The following is a 16,142-nucleotide window of genomic DNA, read 5'->3' as shown; positions in this document are numbered from 1 at the left end:
TTGCCCCCAAGTTTAAAATTTGAAAAAAAATGAGAATTATTTTAGCCGAAGATAATGATATCCTACGCAAATCGTTATCTTTTTTCTTAGAATCAAAAGGATTTACCGTTGACCAATTTTCGGATGGAAAAGATGCCTTAGACGCAATCGAAACCAATAATTACGATTTAATCCTTACGGATATCAACATGCCGGGTAAAAGCGGTATGGAAATTACCCAATATGTAAGACAAACTATAAATTCTGAAACTCCCATTATTATATTGACTTCTTCGGGAGTAGAACAAACAGAATTGGATTCTTTTGATATAGGCGCAAATGAATTTATTGCCAAACCTGTAAGTCCAGCCGTGCTTTTAGTGCGAATTAATAAACTGCTAAAAACACGTTTCTAATGAAGTATATTTATTATTCAATAATACTGCTTTTTATTTCTTCTATTGCCATTGGACAGGAAATCAATGTAGAGGAAACTTTATCAAATGTTAAGCGCGAGGTTGAAAAACAAAACTACGATAAAGCATTATCGCTGATTGAACCTTTGCGTGCTAAATTTCCACAGGACGAAGATATTCAGACATATACCGGACGCATCTACAGCTGGAAGAAAGATTATAAAACGGCAATAAAAATTTTGTCTCCAATGACAGACAGAGTCAATCCAAATCAGGAGGCTTTGCAGGCGATAATCAATGTTTATTTTTGGACAGAACAATATGAAAAATGTGTCGTTTACTGCGATAAATATTTGGTATTAGACCCAAAATCTCTTGAGGTTTTAAAAATAAAAGCAACTTGTCTGGAAAAACTAAACAGAGATCAGGAAGCTTTAGAATTAATTGAAAAATCGGCCTATATAGACAATAGCACCCAAGCCTTTAAAGGAATACGAACGCTTATTGGACATAAATCTAAAAACGCGCTTTCTGTTTCTTACTTAAATGTTTCGACCTCAGAACCGGGACAGTCTCCGTTTCATTATGGTTATGTAGAGTATTCGCATAAATTCAGTAAATCGGCTATTGTAGGTCGTGCCAATGTCGGAAATGTCAGTAACGATACCCAAGCCTTATTTGAAGCCGACTATTATCAGACATTTTCCAATAAAAGCTATTTGTATGCTAATGGAGGTATTTCTACAGGCGAAACGATATTTCCTGTGGCAAAAGCAGGTTTAGAATACTATTTTAAACCGCATAAAAAGTTTGATTATTCCCTTGGAGCACGATTTATGCATTTTGAAAGTGACGATATTACATTGCTTACAGGACAATTGGCTTATACAGCAGGAACTTATACTGTTGCTTACAGACCATATTACGATACTTCAAATGAATTGTTTTCTCATGTTTTAAGTTTGCAGAAAGTAAATGAAGAAAAAGAAAGTCTGCTAAGATTTGAACTTCAATATGGAAATGTTCCGTATTTGTATCTGTACAATAATTTTACAACGCCATTAAAAGCCTATAGAGCGGGAATTCAATACCAGCATCGTTTAGGAGAATCCTTTTTTGTACGCCCGATATTCCTTTACGAAAGAGAAGAATATATTCCAGGAGAATACAGAAACCGATTCAATGTTCAGTTAATTGTAACGAAACGTTTCTAGTATGGAAGAAATCTGGGAAATCTATAAAGGCGGTAAATGGGTAGTGTCCTTTCTCACTTTTTCGATCTACTTTTTCGTTGCAGCTTCTTTTGTCTTATACCTGTACATCGTAGCAAGCCGAAACAAAAAAATCAGAAGAGAAAGACTTCGGGTTGAATACAATGCGGAAATCGAAAAATTGTTAGCATCGGTCATTTTTGAAGATGTTGCATTTGCCCAAATCAAAGAAAATAAAAGCTTTCTAGTGCTGTTTGATACTTCTTTTTTTAGGGAAGTGCTGACAGAATCTCTTATTAATCTGCATAAAAACTATGAAGGTATTTATGCTGAAAAATTAGAACAGTTTTATAAAGAATCAGGTTTAATAAAGGATTCCTTTAGAAAGCTGAAAAGCCTTAAATGGGAAATAAAATGTAAAGGAATTACTGAACTTGCCGAGTTTAATATTAAAGAAGCGTTTGATAAAATTATTCTTTATTCTAAAGGAAGAAACAAAACTTTAAAAATTACGGCCATAAATGCCTGCATTAAACTTGGAGGCACAAGAGGTATAGTTCATTTGGTTGAACATTCAGATCCTATTGACGATTGGACGCAGTTGAATATTATTGGAGCTTTCAAAAAACACGACATTGGAGACACAAAAGGAATTGAGCTTTTATTGGAATCCCAAAATACAACAGTTATTACCTTGGGATTAAAGCTGATAAAAGAGTTAAAATTAACACAGAAAGTTCCTTTTGTGGCACAATTGGCATCCAAAGCGACAAACACAACAATAAAGTATGAAGCGCAAAGTATTTTGCAGACACTAACGGTTTAATTGATTTAGAAAATGACTTTTTTTACTACTGAATTAATGTGGTTTTTGGATGTATACATACTCCTGATACTTGGCTACGCCATATTAATTATGTCCTCTTATTTAGTTTTAGCCTATCTTTCTACTAAAGAATTAAGAGGTTATTTGAAGAAAAATAGCTTTGTAGATTATGATGTGCTGTTAACAAGTGAATTTGCTCCAAAACTTTCTTTGATTGCCCCTGCTTATAATGAAGGTTTAACCATCGAAGAAAATGTAAAATCATTATTGTCTCTGAATTATAATAATTATCAGGCAATCGTGGTGAATGATGGAAGCAAGGACAATTCAATGGAAATCCTGATTAATACGTACGATTTGGTTTTATCGGATCGTGAATTTCATCCGCAGATTGAAACCAAAAAGATAAAAGGAATTTATGTTTCCAGAAATGCAGCTTATAAAAAACTGATTGTCGTAGACAAAGAAAACGGAGGTAAAGCTGATGCCTTAAACGTGGGACTTAATATTGCCGAAAATCCTTTTGTAGTTTGTATTGATGTGGATTGTATTTTAGATAAAGATTCACTTTTAAAACTAGCAAAACCATTTTTAGAATCGCATGGAAAACGTATTATTGCTACAGGTGGTGTTGTGAGAATTGCGAATCAATGTATTATTAAAAACGGTCGTTTGGTCGAAGTGAACATTCCAGATCGAATGCTGCCTAGAATTCAGGTTTTAGAATATCTGAGAGCTTTTCTTTTGGGAAGAATGGCATGGGGAAGATTGGACGGTTTATTGTTAATTAGCGGCGCTTTTGGAGCATTTGATAAAGAAATAGCAATATTGGCCGGCGGTTACAGTACCAAAACGGTTGGAGAAGATATGGAGCTTATTGTAAGAATGCGTCGTTATATGTTGGAGAATAAGCTTCCGTATGCTGTAAGTTACATTCCAGATCCACTTTGCTGGACAGAAGCTCCTGAAGATTTTTCAATCTTTAAAAAGCAACGAAGCCGTTGGATGAGAGGAACAATAGAAACATTAAGTTTCCACAAAAAAATGTTCATGAACCCAAAATATAAGTTATTAGGAATGCTGAGTGTACCATATTGGACCTTGTTCGAATTTCTAGCACCGGGAATTGAATTTATCGGATTGGTGATAACCGCTTTGTTTATCATTTTTGGACTGCTTCATTGGCATTTCTTTATTTTACTTTTGTTGTTTGTTTATACTTTCGCCGTTTTCTTTTCGGTTATTGCTTTGTTCAGCGAAGAAAAAACCTATCATAAATACCCAAAACAAGCCGATTTCTTTAAGCTTTTAATGGCCGCTTTTATAGAACCATTTTATTTCCATCCGCTGACAGTTTATGCCGCTTTAGTCGGTTACAAAGAAAAAATAATGGGAACCAAAGGCTGGGGCGAAATGACCAGAAAAGGATTTGCGAAGAAGTAGGGGGAAGTTATGAGTTATAGGTTATGAGTTATAGGTTATGAGTTAGAAATTTGACATTGATATTGACATTGAATCGAAATTATAAAAAAAGCGTTCGCCATGGCGAACGCTTTTTTAGTTGATTGGTACTTTACTCGTATTTTAAATAACGTAAAACATCCACTTTAGTGGCTTGATAAGCTTTTGTAAGAACAATAGTCAGCGTAAGGAACAATAATAAAACGAAAGAAAGTAGAAATGGCATTAGAGGAATTTCTATTCTGAAAGCGAAGTTATTCAACCATTTTTGCAATAAAAGATAAGCAGGAACAATCGCTAATATAAATCCGACAAAACAGTAAAGAATATATTGCTTTGATAATTCTTTCAGTAGAATATTAGTTTCGGCACCCAGCGTTTTTCTAATAGCGATTTCTTTCATTCTTCTTTGAATAGAATATGATGCCAAAGCAAAAAGTCCAAAAAGAGCAATAAAGATTACAACGATATTCAACAGTGAGAATAAATCTTTTTGTTTTACATACGACTCGTAAGTTCTGGCGTATTGTTTGTCGACAAAATTGTACTGAAAGGGATTTTCGGTATCTACTTTTCTTTTCCAGAAACTTTCTATGTCTGCAATTGTATTCTGCATATTTTCAGGTTCGATCTTTATGTAAACCACATTCATTTCTGCAGCCATGTCCAAAGATTTAATATGATAGAAAGTTATTGGAACAATAGCAGATTCTGGGCTTAATAAATTAAAATCTTTGACAACTCCTATAATTTTCATGGGTTGATTCCCAATTTTAATTTCAGTATTAATCGGATTTTTAATATTCATCAGTTTTAATGCTTTCTCATTTATCAAAACAGAATTAGTAGTATCCGAAGCCAGTTTTTGATCAAAATCTCTTCCCTGTAGTATTTTAATTTTCATCAAATCCAGCATTCCATAATCAATTCCGATTGCTTTTTGTTTAAAGAGTTCTTCTTTATACCAAACAGGCCACAATGAATTGTTTTTTCCGTCGAATGCAATTAAACCCGTTGAAACTTTAGAAACTCCTTTTATCTTATATAATTCTTCTTTTATCGTATTATATCGATAATATATTTTTTGATTACTTTTTTCTTCGTTATAATAAGAAGATGGAAAATTTAATGAAACAGCCAATACTTGATCTCCTTTAAAACCTAAATCTTTATTGCTTAAATATTCAATTTGCCTGTAGACAATAGTTGAACCAATTATAAAAAATGCAGCAATTGCAAATTGCAAGACCAACATTCCGTTTCGGAACCAAACACCACTTTTACTTCTTTCATAATTGCCTTTTAATACATTTAAAGTTTTAAAATTTGAAACATAAAGTGCAGGAAATATTCCGGCAAATAAAATGGTTACGGCAAAAACTATTAACAATTGAAGGTAAAACTGACCTTGTACCATTTTTAAATCTTTCTCTAAAAAGGAATTATAAAAGGGAAGCGTTATTTCAACAATCATTAACGCTAATAAAATTGAAAAGGTTGTTATAAGAATGGTTTCAAAAATAAATTGGTAAACAATATGTTTTTTTGAAGCTCCCAAAACTTTACGAACTCCAACTTCTTTAGCTCTTTTAATCGAATTTGCAGTTGCCAGATTGATATAATTGACAATAGACAGAATTAGAATCAAGACAGATAAACAAGCCATAATTACCAAAAACTGATAATTTCCTCTGCCTTCAGTATAACCATCGGTTGCAGAATGAAGTCTTGCAGTTGAAAGCGGTTCCATGAAAACTTTAAAACTTCCCATTTTCCTGATCATTTCTGCAGGTGTAAAACCCGCTTGTTTGGCAGTTCTTACAATAACTTCGTCATAAAATACTTTTTCAAGCATTTTTCGGGTTAATTCTACTTTTGATGGATCTTTTAGTTTTACTAAAATTTTTAAAACAAAAAGTCCAGGATTTTGCGCAGGATCTGTTAGATCTTTCATACGGTTTACCACAATATTTGGCGCAATCGATGAATTTCCCGGAACGCGATATACTGCTTCAATTGTAAACGTAGAATTAAAACATTTAATTTGCTTGCCTATAGGGTTTTTGTCACCAAAAAAACGTTCTGAAAGTTTTTCTGAAATAGCAATACTATTTCCATCTTTTATAGCCGATTTGGCATTTCCATAAATAAATTTAAAAGGAAAAAGCGAAAAGAAATCCCGCTCAACATTTATGATTTTATCTACAGATTCCTTTTGTCCATTATAAACCACTTTGTCTTTTTGATACCATTCATCTGCAAAAACGACAGTTTCAATATTAGGATCATTTTCTAAATGGGGTTTGAGACGTACAGGATTATTTGTTGTTACAGGCATGTCACTTAATTGGGCTAATACCTGATAAACATGATCCTTTTCCGGATTCCAGTCGTTATAATTATGTTCGTCGTTCCAATAAAGCAGCGCGAAAATTAATCCCGAAATACCAATTGATAATCCGAGAATATTGAGAGCAGTAAAAAGTTTACTGCTCTTTATTTGATAGATGAAAATGTTTGTCCAGTTTCTAAGCATCTTATTCGTATTTTAAATAACGTAAAACATCCACTTTTGTCACTTGGTAAGCTTTTCCTAAAACGATGGTCAAGGTGAGAAATAGCAAAGACACAAAGGCTAGAATAAAAGGCGGGATTGGAATATCTATTCTAAAGGCAAAATTCTCCAGCCATTTTTGCAGTAAAATATAAGCTGGAATAATTCCAATAAAAAATCCGATTATACAGAAAACGACATATTGTTTCGATAATTCTTTTAATAGAATATTCGTTTCGGCTCCAAGTGTTTTCCTTATAGCAATTTCACGAAGTCTTCTTTCCATGGAAAAAGAGGCTAGAGAAAATAATCCGAATACAGCAATCAAGATTACAATAATGTTGAGCAAAGCAAATAAATCTCTTTGGTTTTCATATTTCTTATATGTTTTTGCATAGTTTTTATCTACAAAATTATACTCGAAAGGATATTCAGTATCTACTTTTTGTACCCAGAATTTATTAATGGCCGTAATAGTTTCCTGCACATTATCTGTCGAAATTTTTACAAAAACATGTCGAATGTCATCTCTAACACCATCAATTTTTGTGACATAGAAAAAGATCATTGGAGCAATTCTGCTTTCCATGCCGAAGTAATTAAAATCATTTACGACTCCCACAACTTTTACTTTTTGATCTCTCCAGTAAAGTATTTTGTTTAATGGGTCTTTTTCTGGAAGTAATTTGGCCGCTTCCTGATTTAGCATAACAGATGAAATGGTATCGGAAGAAAAGGCAGGGTTTAATTTTCGGCCTTTCAAAATTTTAACATCGAGCATATCCAGCATTTCAAAATCCATCCCCATTTCCTGTATCAAAAAGGGTTTGTCATTTTTGTAACTGGCACTTGACCAAGAATTTTCCATCGATCCCATTGCAAATAATGCGGTAGAAACGGCTTCTACACCTTTTATTTTACTGGCTTCCTGTTTGATTATTTTATACCGTTCAAATTGATTTTTATCTTTTTTGGCTTTAAAAGTAATATCCAAAACCTGCGCTCCCTTAAAGCCTAAATCTTTCTCTGCCATGAAATTAACTTGTTTGTAAACAATGATGGAGCCAATGATAAAAAAAGCGGCTACAGAAAACTGTAAGACCAACATTCCGTTTCGAAGCCAAATACCTTTTTTACTTCTGCTAAAGTTTCCTTTTAAAACTTTTAAAGTTTCAAAATTGGAAACATATACAGCAGGAAGAATACCCGATACAATAATTACCAGTATTGTAATTAAAATGAGCTGGATGTAAAACTGAGAGCCAATTAAAACTAAATCTTTATCTAAGAATGCATTATAAGAAGGAAGAGAAATTTCGACAATAACCAAAGCTAGTAGAACAGAAAAAATCGTAGTTAAAGCAGTTTCAAAAATAAATTGTACTACAATTTGTCCTTTGCCAGCTCCAGCAATTTTCCTAACGCCAATTTCTTTGGCTCTTTTTATAGCATTTGCTGTCGCCAGATTGATGTAATTTACAATAGAAAGCGATAAAATCAGGATGGATAAGCCCATAAGAATTATGAGGTACTGCAATTTTCCGCCTTCTTCTGGAAAAGGAAAATTTCCTTTGTATAATCGTGCTTCAGGTAAAGGAAGTAAGCTTGATTTTACTGGTTCTCCATATTTTTTAATGAATTCAGCAACAGTCAAACCTTCCATTTTTGCATACACTTTGGTACAGTTTTCAAAAAAAAGCCGATCTAAGGTTTTTACTATTCCAGCGGATGCTTTTGGATTTTTAAATTTAAGAATAAGTCCATAATGATAAGTCCATTGGTCTTTTGTTTTTTTTAAATCATCTTCAATTATTGTTGTAATTGCATTTGGCATGACGGATGATTTTTCAGAAATTTTAAATACACCGCGAACTGTAAAAATCTGATCTTCATATTTTACTAGCTTTTCTAACGGATTTTCGTTTCCAAATAAACGTATTGCAGTTTCTTCAGATAATGCAATGCTGTTTCGGTCTTTGAGTGCAGTTTTTGCATCTCCGTAAACAAAATGAAATGGAAAAAAGGAGAAAAAATTACTTTGTGCTGTAAATATTTTGCTGATCATTTCTTTTTTTCCATTATAAGAAATAACATCTTTAGCATAATCGGCATAGAAATAACAATAACTATCTAATTCTGAGGAAACAGATTTTAGTAAAGGGCCTGTAGTTGCAGGGTTTGATGTCCAAATATTATTTTGTCCAATGTCATTTAGAACAGAATAAATTTGGTCTCTTTCAGGATTCCATTGATCATAAGAATGTTCGTCATTCCAAAAGAGAATGGCGAAAATCAAGGTCGCCATCCCAATACTCAAACCTAAAACATTCAAAGCCGTAAAGAGTTTGTTGTTTTTGATGTGGTATATAAATATGTTGATATAGTTTTTTAGCATAATTTTAGTTTTTAGCAGTTATCAAAACGTCAACATTCCTGTGATTTACTTTTTCAGACAAAATCATTCCGTCTTTCATTAAAATGGTTTTCTGCGAAAAAGAAGCATCGTAATCAGAATGCGTTACCATCAGGATTGTCGAACCGCTGGCATGAAGATCGGTTAGTAGTTCCATTACCTCATTTCCGTTTTTGCTGTCCAGATTTCCTGTTGGCTCATCGGCTAGAATAATTTTCGGATTATTGATTAAAGCTCTAGCTACAGCCACACGTTGCTGTTGCCCGCCTGAAAGTTGTTGCGGAAAATGTTTCAAACGATGTGAAATGCCTAAAATAGACGCAATATCTTCTACTTTTTTCTTTCTTTCAAAAGAATGAATTTTGTTGTAAAGCAATGGAAGCTCAATATTATCGAAAACCGATAACTCATCAATTAAGTTGAAGTTTTGAAAAATGAATCCGATGTTTTGTTTTCTGGCTTTTGATTTTAAATTTTCTTTTAAACCGACCATTTCTTGATCAAGCAGTTTGTAACTCCCGTCTGTAGCGCTGTCTAGAAGTCCGATAATGTTTAACAAAGTTGATTTACCGCTTCCCGAAGGCCCCATAATCGAAACAAAATCACCTTCATTAATGGTTAATGAAATGTCATTTAAAGCTCTTGTTTCTAATTCCTCAGTTCTAAATACTTTTGAAAGTTTTTTAATTGTAATCATAATTTGACTGTTTGTTTTTTGATTGATTTTCTTTTAAAATTTTATGCCTTCGGAAATGAAAGAAACAAGTCTGAAAATTAAGATAATTTCGATGTAATTTGTACTTAATTATTTTGTTATTTTTACTTCTGAAAGCCGTTAATTATTAATGATTTACCAGTTCTAATGTGATTTTCGTGCCAATAATTTAAACCTTGTAAACAGCTTGTTTTTAATGGTTTATTTATGCAGTAAATATCGAACTGTCCATTAATGGACACCTTTCGTCCAAAACCGAACAACAATGAAAAAAACAAACGCATCCATTTTAATCATAGACGATCAGGAAGACATCCTTTTTGCATCAAAAGTGTATCTGAAAAAGTATTTTGAGAACATTTATACGCTCAATAATCCGAAAAATATTGTCGAATTATTGGCAAAAAATACCATTGATGTCGTTTTATTGGACATGAATTACAGAATTGGTTTTGAAGATGGGAGAGAAGGTTTGTATTTGCTGAAAGAAATAAAAACGCTTTCGCCGAAAACCGTTGTGATATTAATGACCGCTTTCGGAAAAGTAGAAACCGCCGTTGAAGGTTTAAAATCAGGTGCTTTTGATTATATTTTAAAACCTTGGGAAAACAAAAAGCTTTTAGAATCGGTAAAACAAGCCGTTGACAAAGCCCGAAAAGAACAGAAAAAAGTAAAAGAAGTTGAAATCAAAAATGACTTTTTTATTGGAAGTTCAGAAACCATTAAAAAAGCTTATTCTCTTGCTGATAAAGTAGCCAAAACCGACGCCAATGTTTTAATTCTGGGGGAAAACGGAACAGGAAAATTCGTTTTAGCGCATCATATTTATTCGCAGTCGGAAAGAAAAGAAAAACCTTTTATTGCAGTTGATTTGGGTTCGCTAAATTCAAATATCTTCGAAAGTGAATTATTTGGTTACGCAAAAGGCGCTTTTACAGATGCCAAAACCGATACGCCGGGACGTTTTGAAATGGCGCAGAATGGAACTATTTTTTTGGATGAAATTGGAAATGTACCGCTTCAATTGCAATCGAAACTTCTTCAGGTCATTCAGACCAAAACGGTAACACGTTTGGGAGAAACCAAAGCAAGACCTCTAAATGTCCGAATTATTACAGCAACAAATCTGAATCTGAAAGAAGAAGTAGTTCATAAAAACTTCCGTGAAGACTTGTACTATCGCATTAATACGATGGAAATTGTGTTGCCACCTTTACGAGAAAGAGATGAAGATAAGATTCCGCTGGCAGAATATCTTCTTGAAAAGATGATTGAGAAGTATGGAAGAGATGAAATTGTTTTTGATCCAAAAGTATTAGAACAAATTGAAAAACACGCTTGGAACGGAAACATTCGTGAAATGGAAAATAAAATAGAGCGCGCTGTGATTCTTTGTGAAAATAACAAAATCACAGTTTCTGATCTGGATTTAGAAATTATAACTCCTTACGAAGAAAGTTCCGATGATATTCAACTTTCTGCTGTAGAAAAGTCAACCGTCGAAAAAGCACTTTTTAAAAACAATAATAATATTAGTAAAACGGCAGAAGAACTGGGACTTTCAAGAGGTGCTTTATACAGACGTTTAGAAAAATATAATATCAATATTAGCTGATATGTTTAAGACATTACAAACTTATAAACTACTTTTTCTGCGATTAATGCTAATTGTTGCAGGAATTGAACTTTCTATTTATTTTTTCAAAATAGGATTATTGTTTACAGGCATATTCGGACTCTGCATGGTATTTTTGATTGTGCGTGAAATGTATTTTTACGTCCGAAATTTTGTTCTGATTTATGACAAAACGATTGCTTCCATTTTACAGAATGATTTTTCGTCGGATTTTTCCAAACACAAATTCAATAGAACTTATAACGATTTATTTCAGTTATATGAAACCTTGAAAAATAAGGAAAATGAACAGATTTCTAAAGACATTATTTATCGTTCGATCTTAAATAATATAGAAACTGGAGTTGTGATTTTGCAGAAACAAGAAAACGATTGGAGCATTTTTTTGATGAATGATTATTTTTCGAATCATTTTAATGTACCTAAAGTTTCGAAATGGAAATACCTAAAAAATCAATTACCTGCTTTATGCGAAATTATAGAAGAGGATGATTTTCATGAAGTTAAAACTTCAATCGACATCAGTATTAACGAACAAAGCAAACAGACATTTGTTTTACAGGCTTCGCGCACCGAAATTTTTGAACAGGATTATTTTATTGTTTTACTGGATTCGATTCAGAATGTGGTGGAGAAAAAAGAGAAAGATGCGTGGATTAATCTGATGAAAGTAATCTCGCACGAGCTTTTGAATTCGATAACGCCAATTCGTTCGATCTGCCAGAATTTACAAGATTTAGTAGAACAAGATTCGCTTTCTGAGGAAGATTTGGAAGATATGAAAAACAGTGTAGAAACTATGCTGAGACGAAGTGACCATTTACAGAAGTTTGTTGAAGGTTATCGTAAACTCGCAATGCTTCCTTCTCCCAAAAAGGAAAAAATAGAATTAATTAATTTGATAGAAAATGTACTTCAGATTATGAATCCGTTATTGAGAAAGGATAATATTGAAGTGATCAATTCGATTGAATATAATTATCATATTAATGTTGATCAACAGCAGTTTGAGCAAGTGTTAATTAATTTATTGACAAACTCTATTAATGCATTATTAAACCAAAATAGTCAGAAGCAGATTTTTATTTCGGCTGAAGCCAAAGAAAATCGGGTTTTCATAAAGATTACCGATAACGGAAAAGGTATTGAAAAAGAAATAGAAGACAAGATCTTTCTCCCATTTTTTACCACTCGAAATGAAGGCGCAGGAATTGGTTTAACGCTTTCTAAGAATATTGTAGAAGCGCACGGCGGTTATATTCTCAACAAAAATGAAAAAGGAAAAACAACTTTTGAAATTTGTCTGGTAGAAGATTTAAATTGAGAAAATATTTAAACACATAGAAACATAGATTTTTATTTTAAATCTGCCTAAGATTTTAAAAAATGACTAGTCATTAACACATAGCTATTTGTATTAATCCAAGTGAAACGCCTTTTAATAGTAAACTGAATTCGATTATTAATTAGTTCCTGCAAGGTTTTTAAAACCTTGTAGGTATCCATACATAAAGAGAATAATACCGACAAGGTCAAAAAAGACCTTGCAGGAAACCCCTCTGTGATAAATAACTGGAAATAATAAAACTAAAAAATATAGTAATCGAAATCAGTTTGAAATAATCAAAAAGGTAAGTCCCAGAGGGACGTAATATGTATAGAACTCCAAATAGGGCAACGAAAAAAGAGCTCCATCGGAGCGAAATGTTTTTTAGGCAATGCTACTATATTTCGCTCCGATGGAGCTTTGCTATTAATCATATATAGAATTTCTACACATATTTTGCTTCTCCGAAGCAATTTTTATTTTTAATCTAAATCAGTTTTCAAAACAGCGCCTGTACTGGCGTTAGTTACAAGAGCACGATATTGACTTAACCATTTTGAATTTAAAGGCTTTTTCAAAGGTTTGAAATTTTCTCTTCTGGTTTTTATTTCTTCATCTCTCAAATTAACAGACAAGATATACTGATCCACATCGATATGAATTTCGTCTCCATCTTTTACCAAAGCAATCATGCCGCCTTCAGCTGCTTCAGGAGAAACATGTCCAATTGAAGCGCCTCTGGTTGCGCCACTGAATCTTCCGTCAGTAATTAGGGCTACGGAACTTCCTAATCCCATTCCCATAATTAAACTAGTAGGAGAGAGCATTTCCTGCATTCCAGGGCCGCCTTTTGGGCCTTCATAACGAATAACTACTACGTTTCCAGCTTTTACTTTTCCCATCATAATTCCGGCAATGGCATCGGCTTGACCGTCAAAACAAACCGCTTTTCCTGTAAAAACTCTTGCGCCTGTAAGTCCAGCAGTTTTAATTACAGCACCTTGTTCAGCCAGATTACCATATAAAATGGCTAATCCGCCCACATTACTGTACGGATTGTCTATGGTATGAATAATTGTAGTGTCTTTAATTTCGGCATTTTCAATTTTCTCCAATAAAGTTTCCCCGCTGATCGTCAGATTATCAAACAAAACGCCAGAACCTCTTTTGTTTATTTCCTTCATTACAGCATTTACACCGCCGGCTCTATTAATATCTTCCATGTGAACCGTGCTCAAACTCGGAGAAATTTTAGCAATATGAGAAATGTTTCCGGAAATAGTATTGATGTCTTTCAGTTTAAAATCGACATTAGCTTCATTTGCAATCGCAAGCATGTGTAAAACGGTATTACTGCTTCCGCCCATTGCCATATCAACGGCAAAAGCGTTTCTTACGGCATTTTCGTTTAAGATATTTTTCAGTTTGAATTTTTCAATTTCCTGCTGATCTTTGGCGATAGCACAAATTCTTCTTGCAGCTTCACGGTACAATTGTTCGCGTTCTGGAGTTTGTGCCAAAATAGTTCCATTACCGGGCAATGCAATTCCCATCGCTTCCATCAAAGTATTCATGGAGTTTGCCGTAAACATTCCAGAACAGCTTCCACCGCTTGGGCAGGCATTACATTCAATATCGTACAATTCTTCGTCTGATATTTTTCCTGCTTCGTGTTTTCCAACGGCTTCAAAAGCAGAAGCCAAATCGATCGCAGTTCCGTTTTTGGTATACCCTTTTGACATGGGCCCTCCGCTCACAAAAATAGTAGGCACATCTACACGAAGTGCGCCCATAATCATTCCAGGAACGATTTTATCACAATTTGGAATCGCGATCATGGCATCTAGTTTGTGTGCGTTCATTACGCTTTCAATCGAATTGGCGATAATTTCACGGCTTGGTAAGGAGTATAACATCCCGTCATGTCCCATGGCAATTCCGTCATCAATTCCGATAGTGTTGAATTCGAAAGGAACACAGCCATTGGCGCGAATTTCTTCTTTAATGATTTCCGATACTTTATTTAAGAAAAAATGCCCCGGAATAATCTCGATAAAAGAGTTTGCGACTCCAATAAAAGGTTTGCTGAAATCTTCGTTTTTTAAACCCGTAGCACGCAATAGGGATCTGTGAGGCGTTCGCTGAACGCCTTTTTTTACTTCATCACTTCTCATGATAAAAAATGTTTTTTAAGGTTGTTTTTTTGTTTTTTTTTGATAGTTAACAGACTCTAAATTAGATCTGTGATTTTATTCGACTCAATGTTTCGGGAGAAATATTAAGATAAGCGGCAAGATTGACGTTGGATAATCTTTGCACAAGTTCTGGATTGTTTTTAAGGAGATTGCGATAACGTTCGGCAGCGTTTTGAGTCAGTAAACTAGTTAGTTTAGAAGTAATTACTGTTAAACCGTATTCAAGTATATAAATGTACATTTTATCCCATTGCGGAATGGTATTTCTAAGTCTGAAAAAATCGTTATAAGAAATAGCTAAAAGATCAGATGTTTCAACGGTTTCAATATATTCTGCGCTGGGTTCTCGGGAAATAAAACTGACAATAGAAGTTAGAAATGTACCTTCAAAAGCCATAAATCGCGTTGCAATGGTATGATCTTCGGTACTGTAATACAAACGCAGACATCCTTTTTTGATAAAAAATATTTTATCGGCTACGGCACCACTTTTCAGTAGTTGTTCATTTCTTTTTACTTGTATTAATTTAAAGCAGGAAAGAATGGTGTCTAGTTCGTTATTTTTTAATTCTAATTTGCTTTTAATTAAAGTCTCAAGTTCACTTATCATTGGTCAGTTTTTAATCAATTTCAAAATTAAAGCTAATCTCGCAGAAAAACATTGACGAATGTCAAAATCGTAAAAATTACGTCTACTTTAACTTAAAATGTAAAGGACTATTTTTTATTTTAGTACTACCATTTTTTGTTTAAATTTGTGATAAGAGCTTAAGCAAATAAAGCTCATAAACCACACACAATTTTATAAATGAGTACACATATAAATTCTGCGATAGCTTCGGATTTCCTTCAAAATCTAAAAACGCAAACAGCTGATTCTCATCAAAAACTGGAAGACCTTTCGGTGTCGAAATCGATCATGTCGCCAAATATGGAACTCGAAGATTATATTCATTATTTGAGTTTAATGCACGATGTTCATAACGATACAGAAACTATCATTTTTCCTTTTTTCTCCAATCTTATCGAAGATTTAGAACAAAGAAGAAAGAAACATCTTATAGAATACGACCTTTTATTTTTAAATTCTAAAAAAACAGATTCGGCTACAGTTTTTCATAAAGATGAAATGTCAGTTCCTTTTGCACTTGGCGTTTTATATGTTGTGGAAGGTTCAACATTGGGCGGGCGATTTATCTTGAAAAATGTTTCAAAACGTCCTGAACTTTCAGGAGAAAAAGGTGTGTCTTATTTTAGTGGTTATGGAGAAAGAACAGGAAGTTTTTGGAAAGCTTTTCTGAATTTCCTATCAGAATACGAACAAAAGCACGAATGTGGAGAGGAGATTATAGAAGGAGCAGTGTTTGCTTTTGACAGTATTTACAAACATTTTGAGGGCAGGTAGAGAG

At 33.5% G+C, this 16,142-nt stretch carries 12 protein-coding genes; 7 read left to right on the top strand and 5 right to left on the bottom strand.

Going from position 1 to position 16,142, the window contains the following annotated elements:
• Positions 1-29: 29 nt before the first annotated feature.
• Genes GSY47_RS00570 through GSY47_RS00555 form a run of 4 tightly spaced genes read left to right on the top strand, consistent with a single transcriptional unit; the run spans position 30 to position 3,875 of the window.
• Complete coding sequence (locus GSY47_RS00570; RefSeq protein ID WP_179003532.1) at positions 30-395, top strand: response regulator transcription factor; 366 nt, start codon at positions 30-32, stop codon at positions 393-395.
• Entirely contained in the window at positions 395-1,609 is a 1,215-nt protein-coding gene (locus GSY47_RS00565; RefSeq protein ID WP_179003533.1) for a YaiO family outer membrane beta-barrel protein, read from the top strand. The genes GSY47_RS00570 and GSY47_RS00565 overlap by 1 nt, the downstream gene beginning before the upstream one ends.
• A 1-nt stretch (position 1,610) precedes the next feature.
• Positions 1,611-2,432, top strand: a complete 822-nt coding sequence (locus GSY47_RS00560; RefSeq protein ID WP_179003534.1) for a hypothetical protein — start codon at positions 1,611-1,613, stop codon at positions 2,430-2,432.
• A gap of 12 nt (positions 2,433-2,444) precedes the next feature.
• Entirely contained in the window at positions 2,445-3,875 is a 1,431-nt protein-coding gene (locus GSY47_RS00555) for a glycosyltransferase family 2 protein (protein WP_179003535.1), read from the top strand.
• Between the two features lie 130 nt (positions 3,876-4,005).
• On the opposite strand, the gene GSY47_RS00550 is transcribed toward GSY47_RS00555, so the two are convergent.
• From GSY47_RS00550 to GSY47_RS00540, 3 genes are read right to left on the bottom strand one after another with little or no spacing between them, the layout of a single operon-like run.
• Entirely contained in the window at positions 4,006-6,429 is a 2,424-nt protein-coding gene (locus GSY47_RS00550; protein WP_179003536.1) for an ABC transporter permease, read from the bottom strand.
• A gap of 1 nt (position 6,430) precedes the next feature.
• On the bottom strand, positions 6,431-8,842 hold the full coding sequence (locus GSY47_RS00545; RefSeq protein WP_179003537.1) for an ABC transporter permease: 2,412 nt from the start codon (positions 8,840-8,842) through the stop codon (positions 6,431-6,433).
• Between the two features lie 4 nt (positions 8,843-8,846).
• Complete coding sequence (locus tag GSY47_RS00540; protein WP_179003538.1) at positions 8,847-9,557, bottom strand: ABC transporter ATP-binding protein; 711 nt, start codon at positions 9,555-9,557, stop codon at positions 8,847-8,849.
• Between the two features lie 283 nt (positions 9,558-9,840).
• On the opposite strand from GSY47_RS00540, the gene GSY47_RS00535 reads away from it, so the two are divergent.
• Both GSY47_RS00535 and GSY47_RS00530 read left to right on the top strand, forming a co-directional pair.
• On the top strand, positions 9,841-11,190 hold the full coding sequence (locus tag GSY47_RS00535; protein WP_179003539.1) for a sigma-54-dependent transcriptional regulator: 1,350 nt from the start codon (positions 9,841-9,843) through the stop codon (positions 11,188-11,190).
• Between the two features lies 1 nt (position 11,191).
• Entirely contained in the window at positions 11,192-12,535 is a 1,344-nt protein-coding gene (locus GSY47_RS00530; RefSeq protein WP_179003540.1) for a sensor histidine kinase, read from the top strand.
• A 485-nt stretch (positions 12,536-13,020) separates the two neighbouring features.
• Here GSY47_RS00530 and ilvD read toward each other — a convergent pair whose 3' ends face one another.
• Both ilvD and GSY47_RS00520 read right to left on the bottom strand, forming a co-directional pair.
• Positions 13,021-14,712 (bottom strand): dihydroxy-acid dehydratase, encoded by a 1,692-nt coding sequence (gene ilvD / locus GSY47_RS00525; protein ID WP_219071028.1) that lies wholly within the window; start codon positions 14,710-14,712, stop codon positions 13,021-13,023.
• A 61-nt stretch (positions 14,713-14,773) separates the two neighbouring features.
• Entirely contained in the window at positions 14,774-15,343 is a 570-nt protein-coding gene (locus GSY47_RS00520) for a Crp/Fnr family transcriptional regulator (protein ID WP_179003542.1), read from the bottom strand.
• Positions 15,344-15,541: 198 nt separating this feature from the next.
• On the opposite strand from GSY47_RS00520, the gene GSY47_RS00515 reads away from it, so the two are divergent.
• Positions 15,542-16,138 carry a biliverdin-producing heme oxygenase gene (locus tag GSY47_RS00515; RefSeq protein WP_179003543.1) on the top strand — a complete coding sequence of 199 codons (597 nt, stop codon included), beginning with the start codon at positions 15,542-15,544 and terminating at the stop codon, positions 16,136-16,138.
• Positions 16,139-16,142 lie beyond the last annotated feature (4 nt).

Origin of the sequence: Flavobacterium quisquiliarum, from assembly GCF_019308285.1 — a bacterium.
Classification (GTDB): Bacteria; Bacteroidota; Bacteroidia; order Flavobacteriales; family Flavobacteriaceae; genus Flavobacterium; species Flavobacterium quisquiliarum.
Note: the sequence above shows the minus strand (reverse complement) of the source record. Positions and strands in the feature narration are given on the sequence as shown.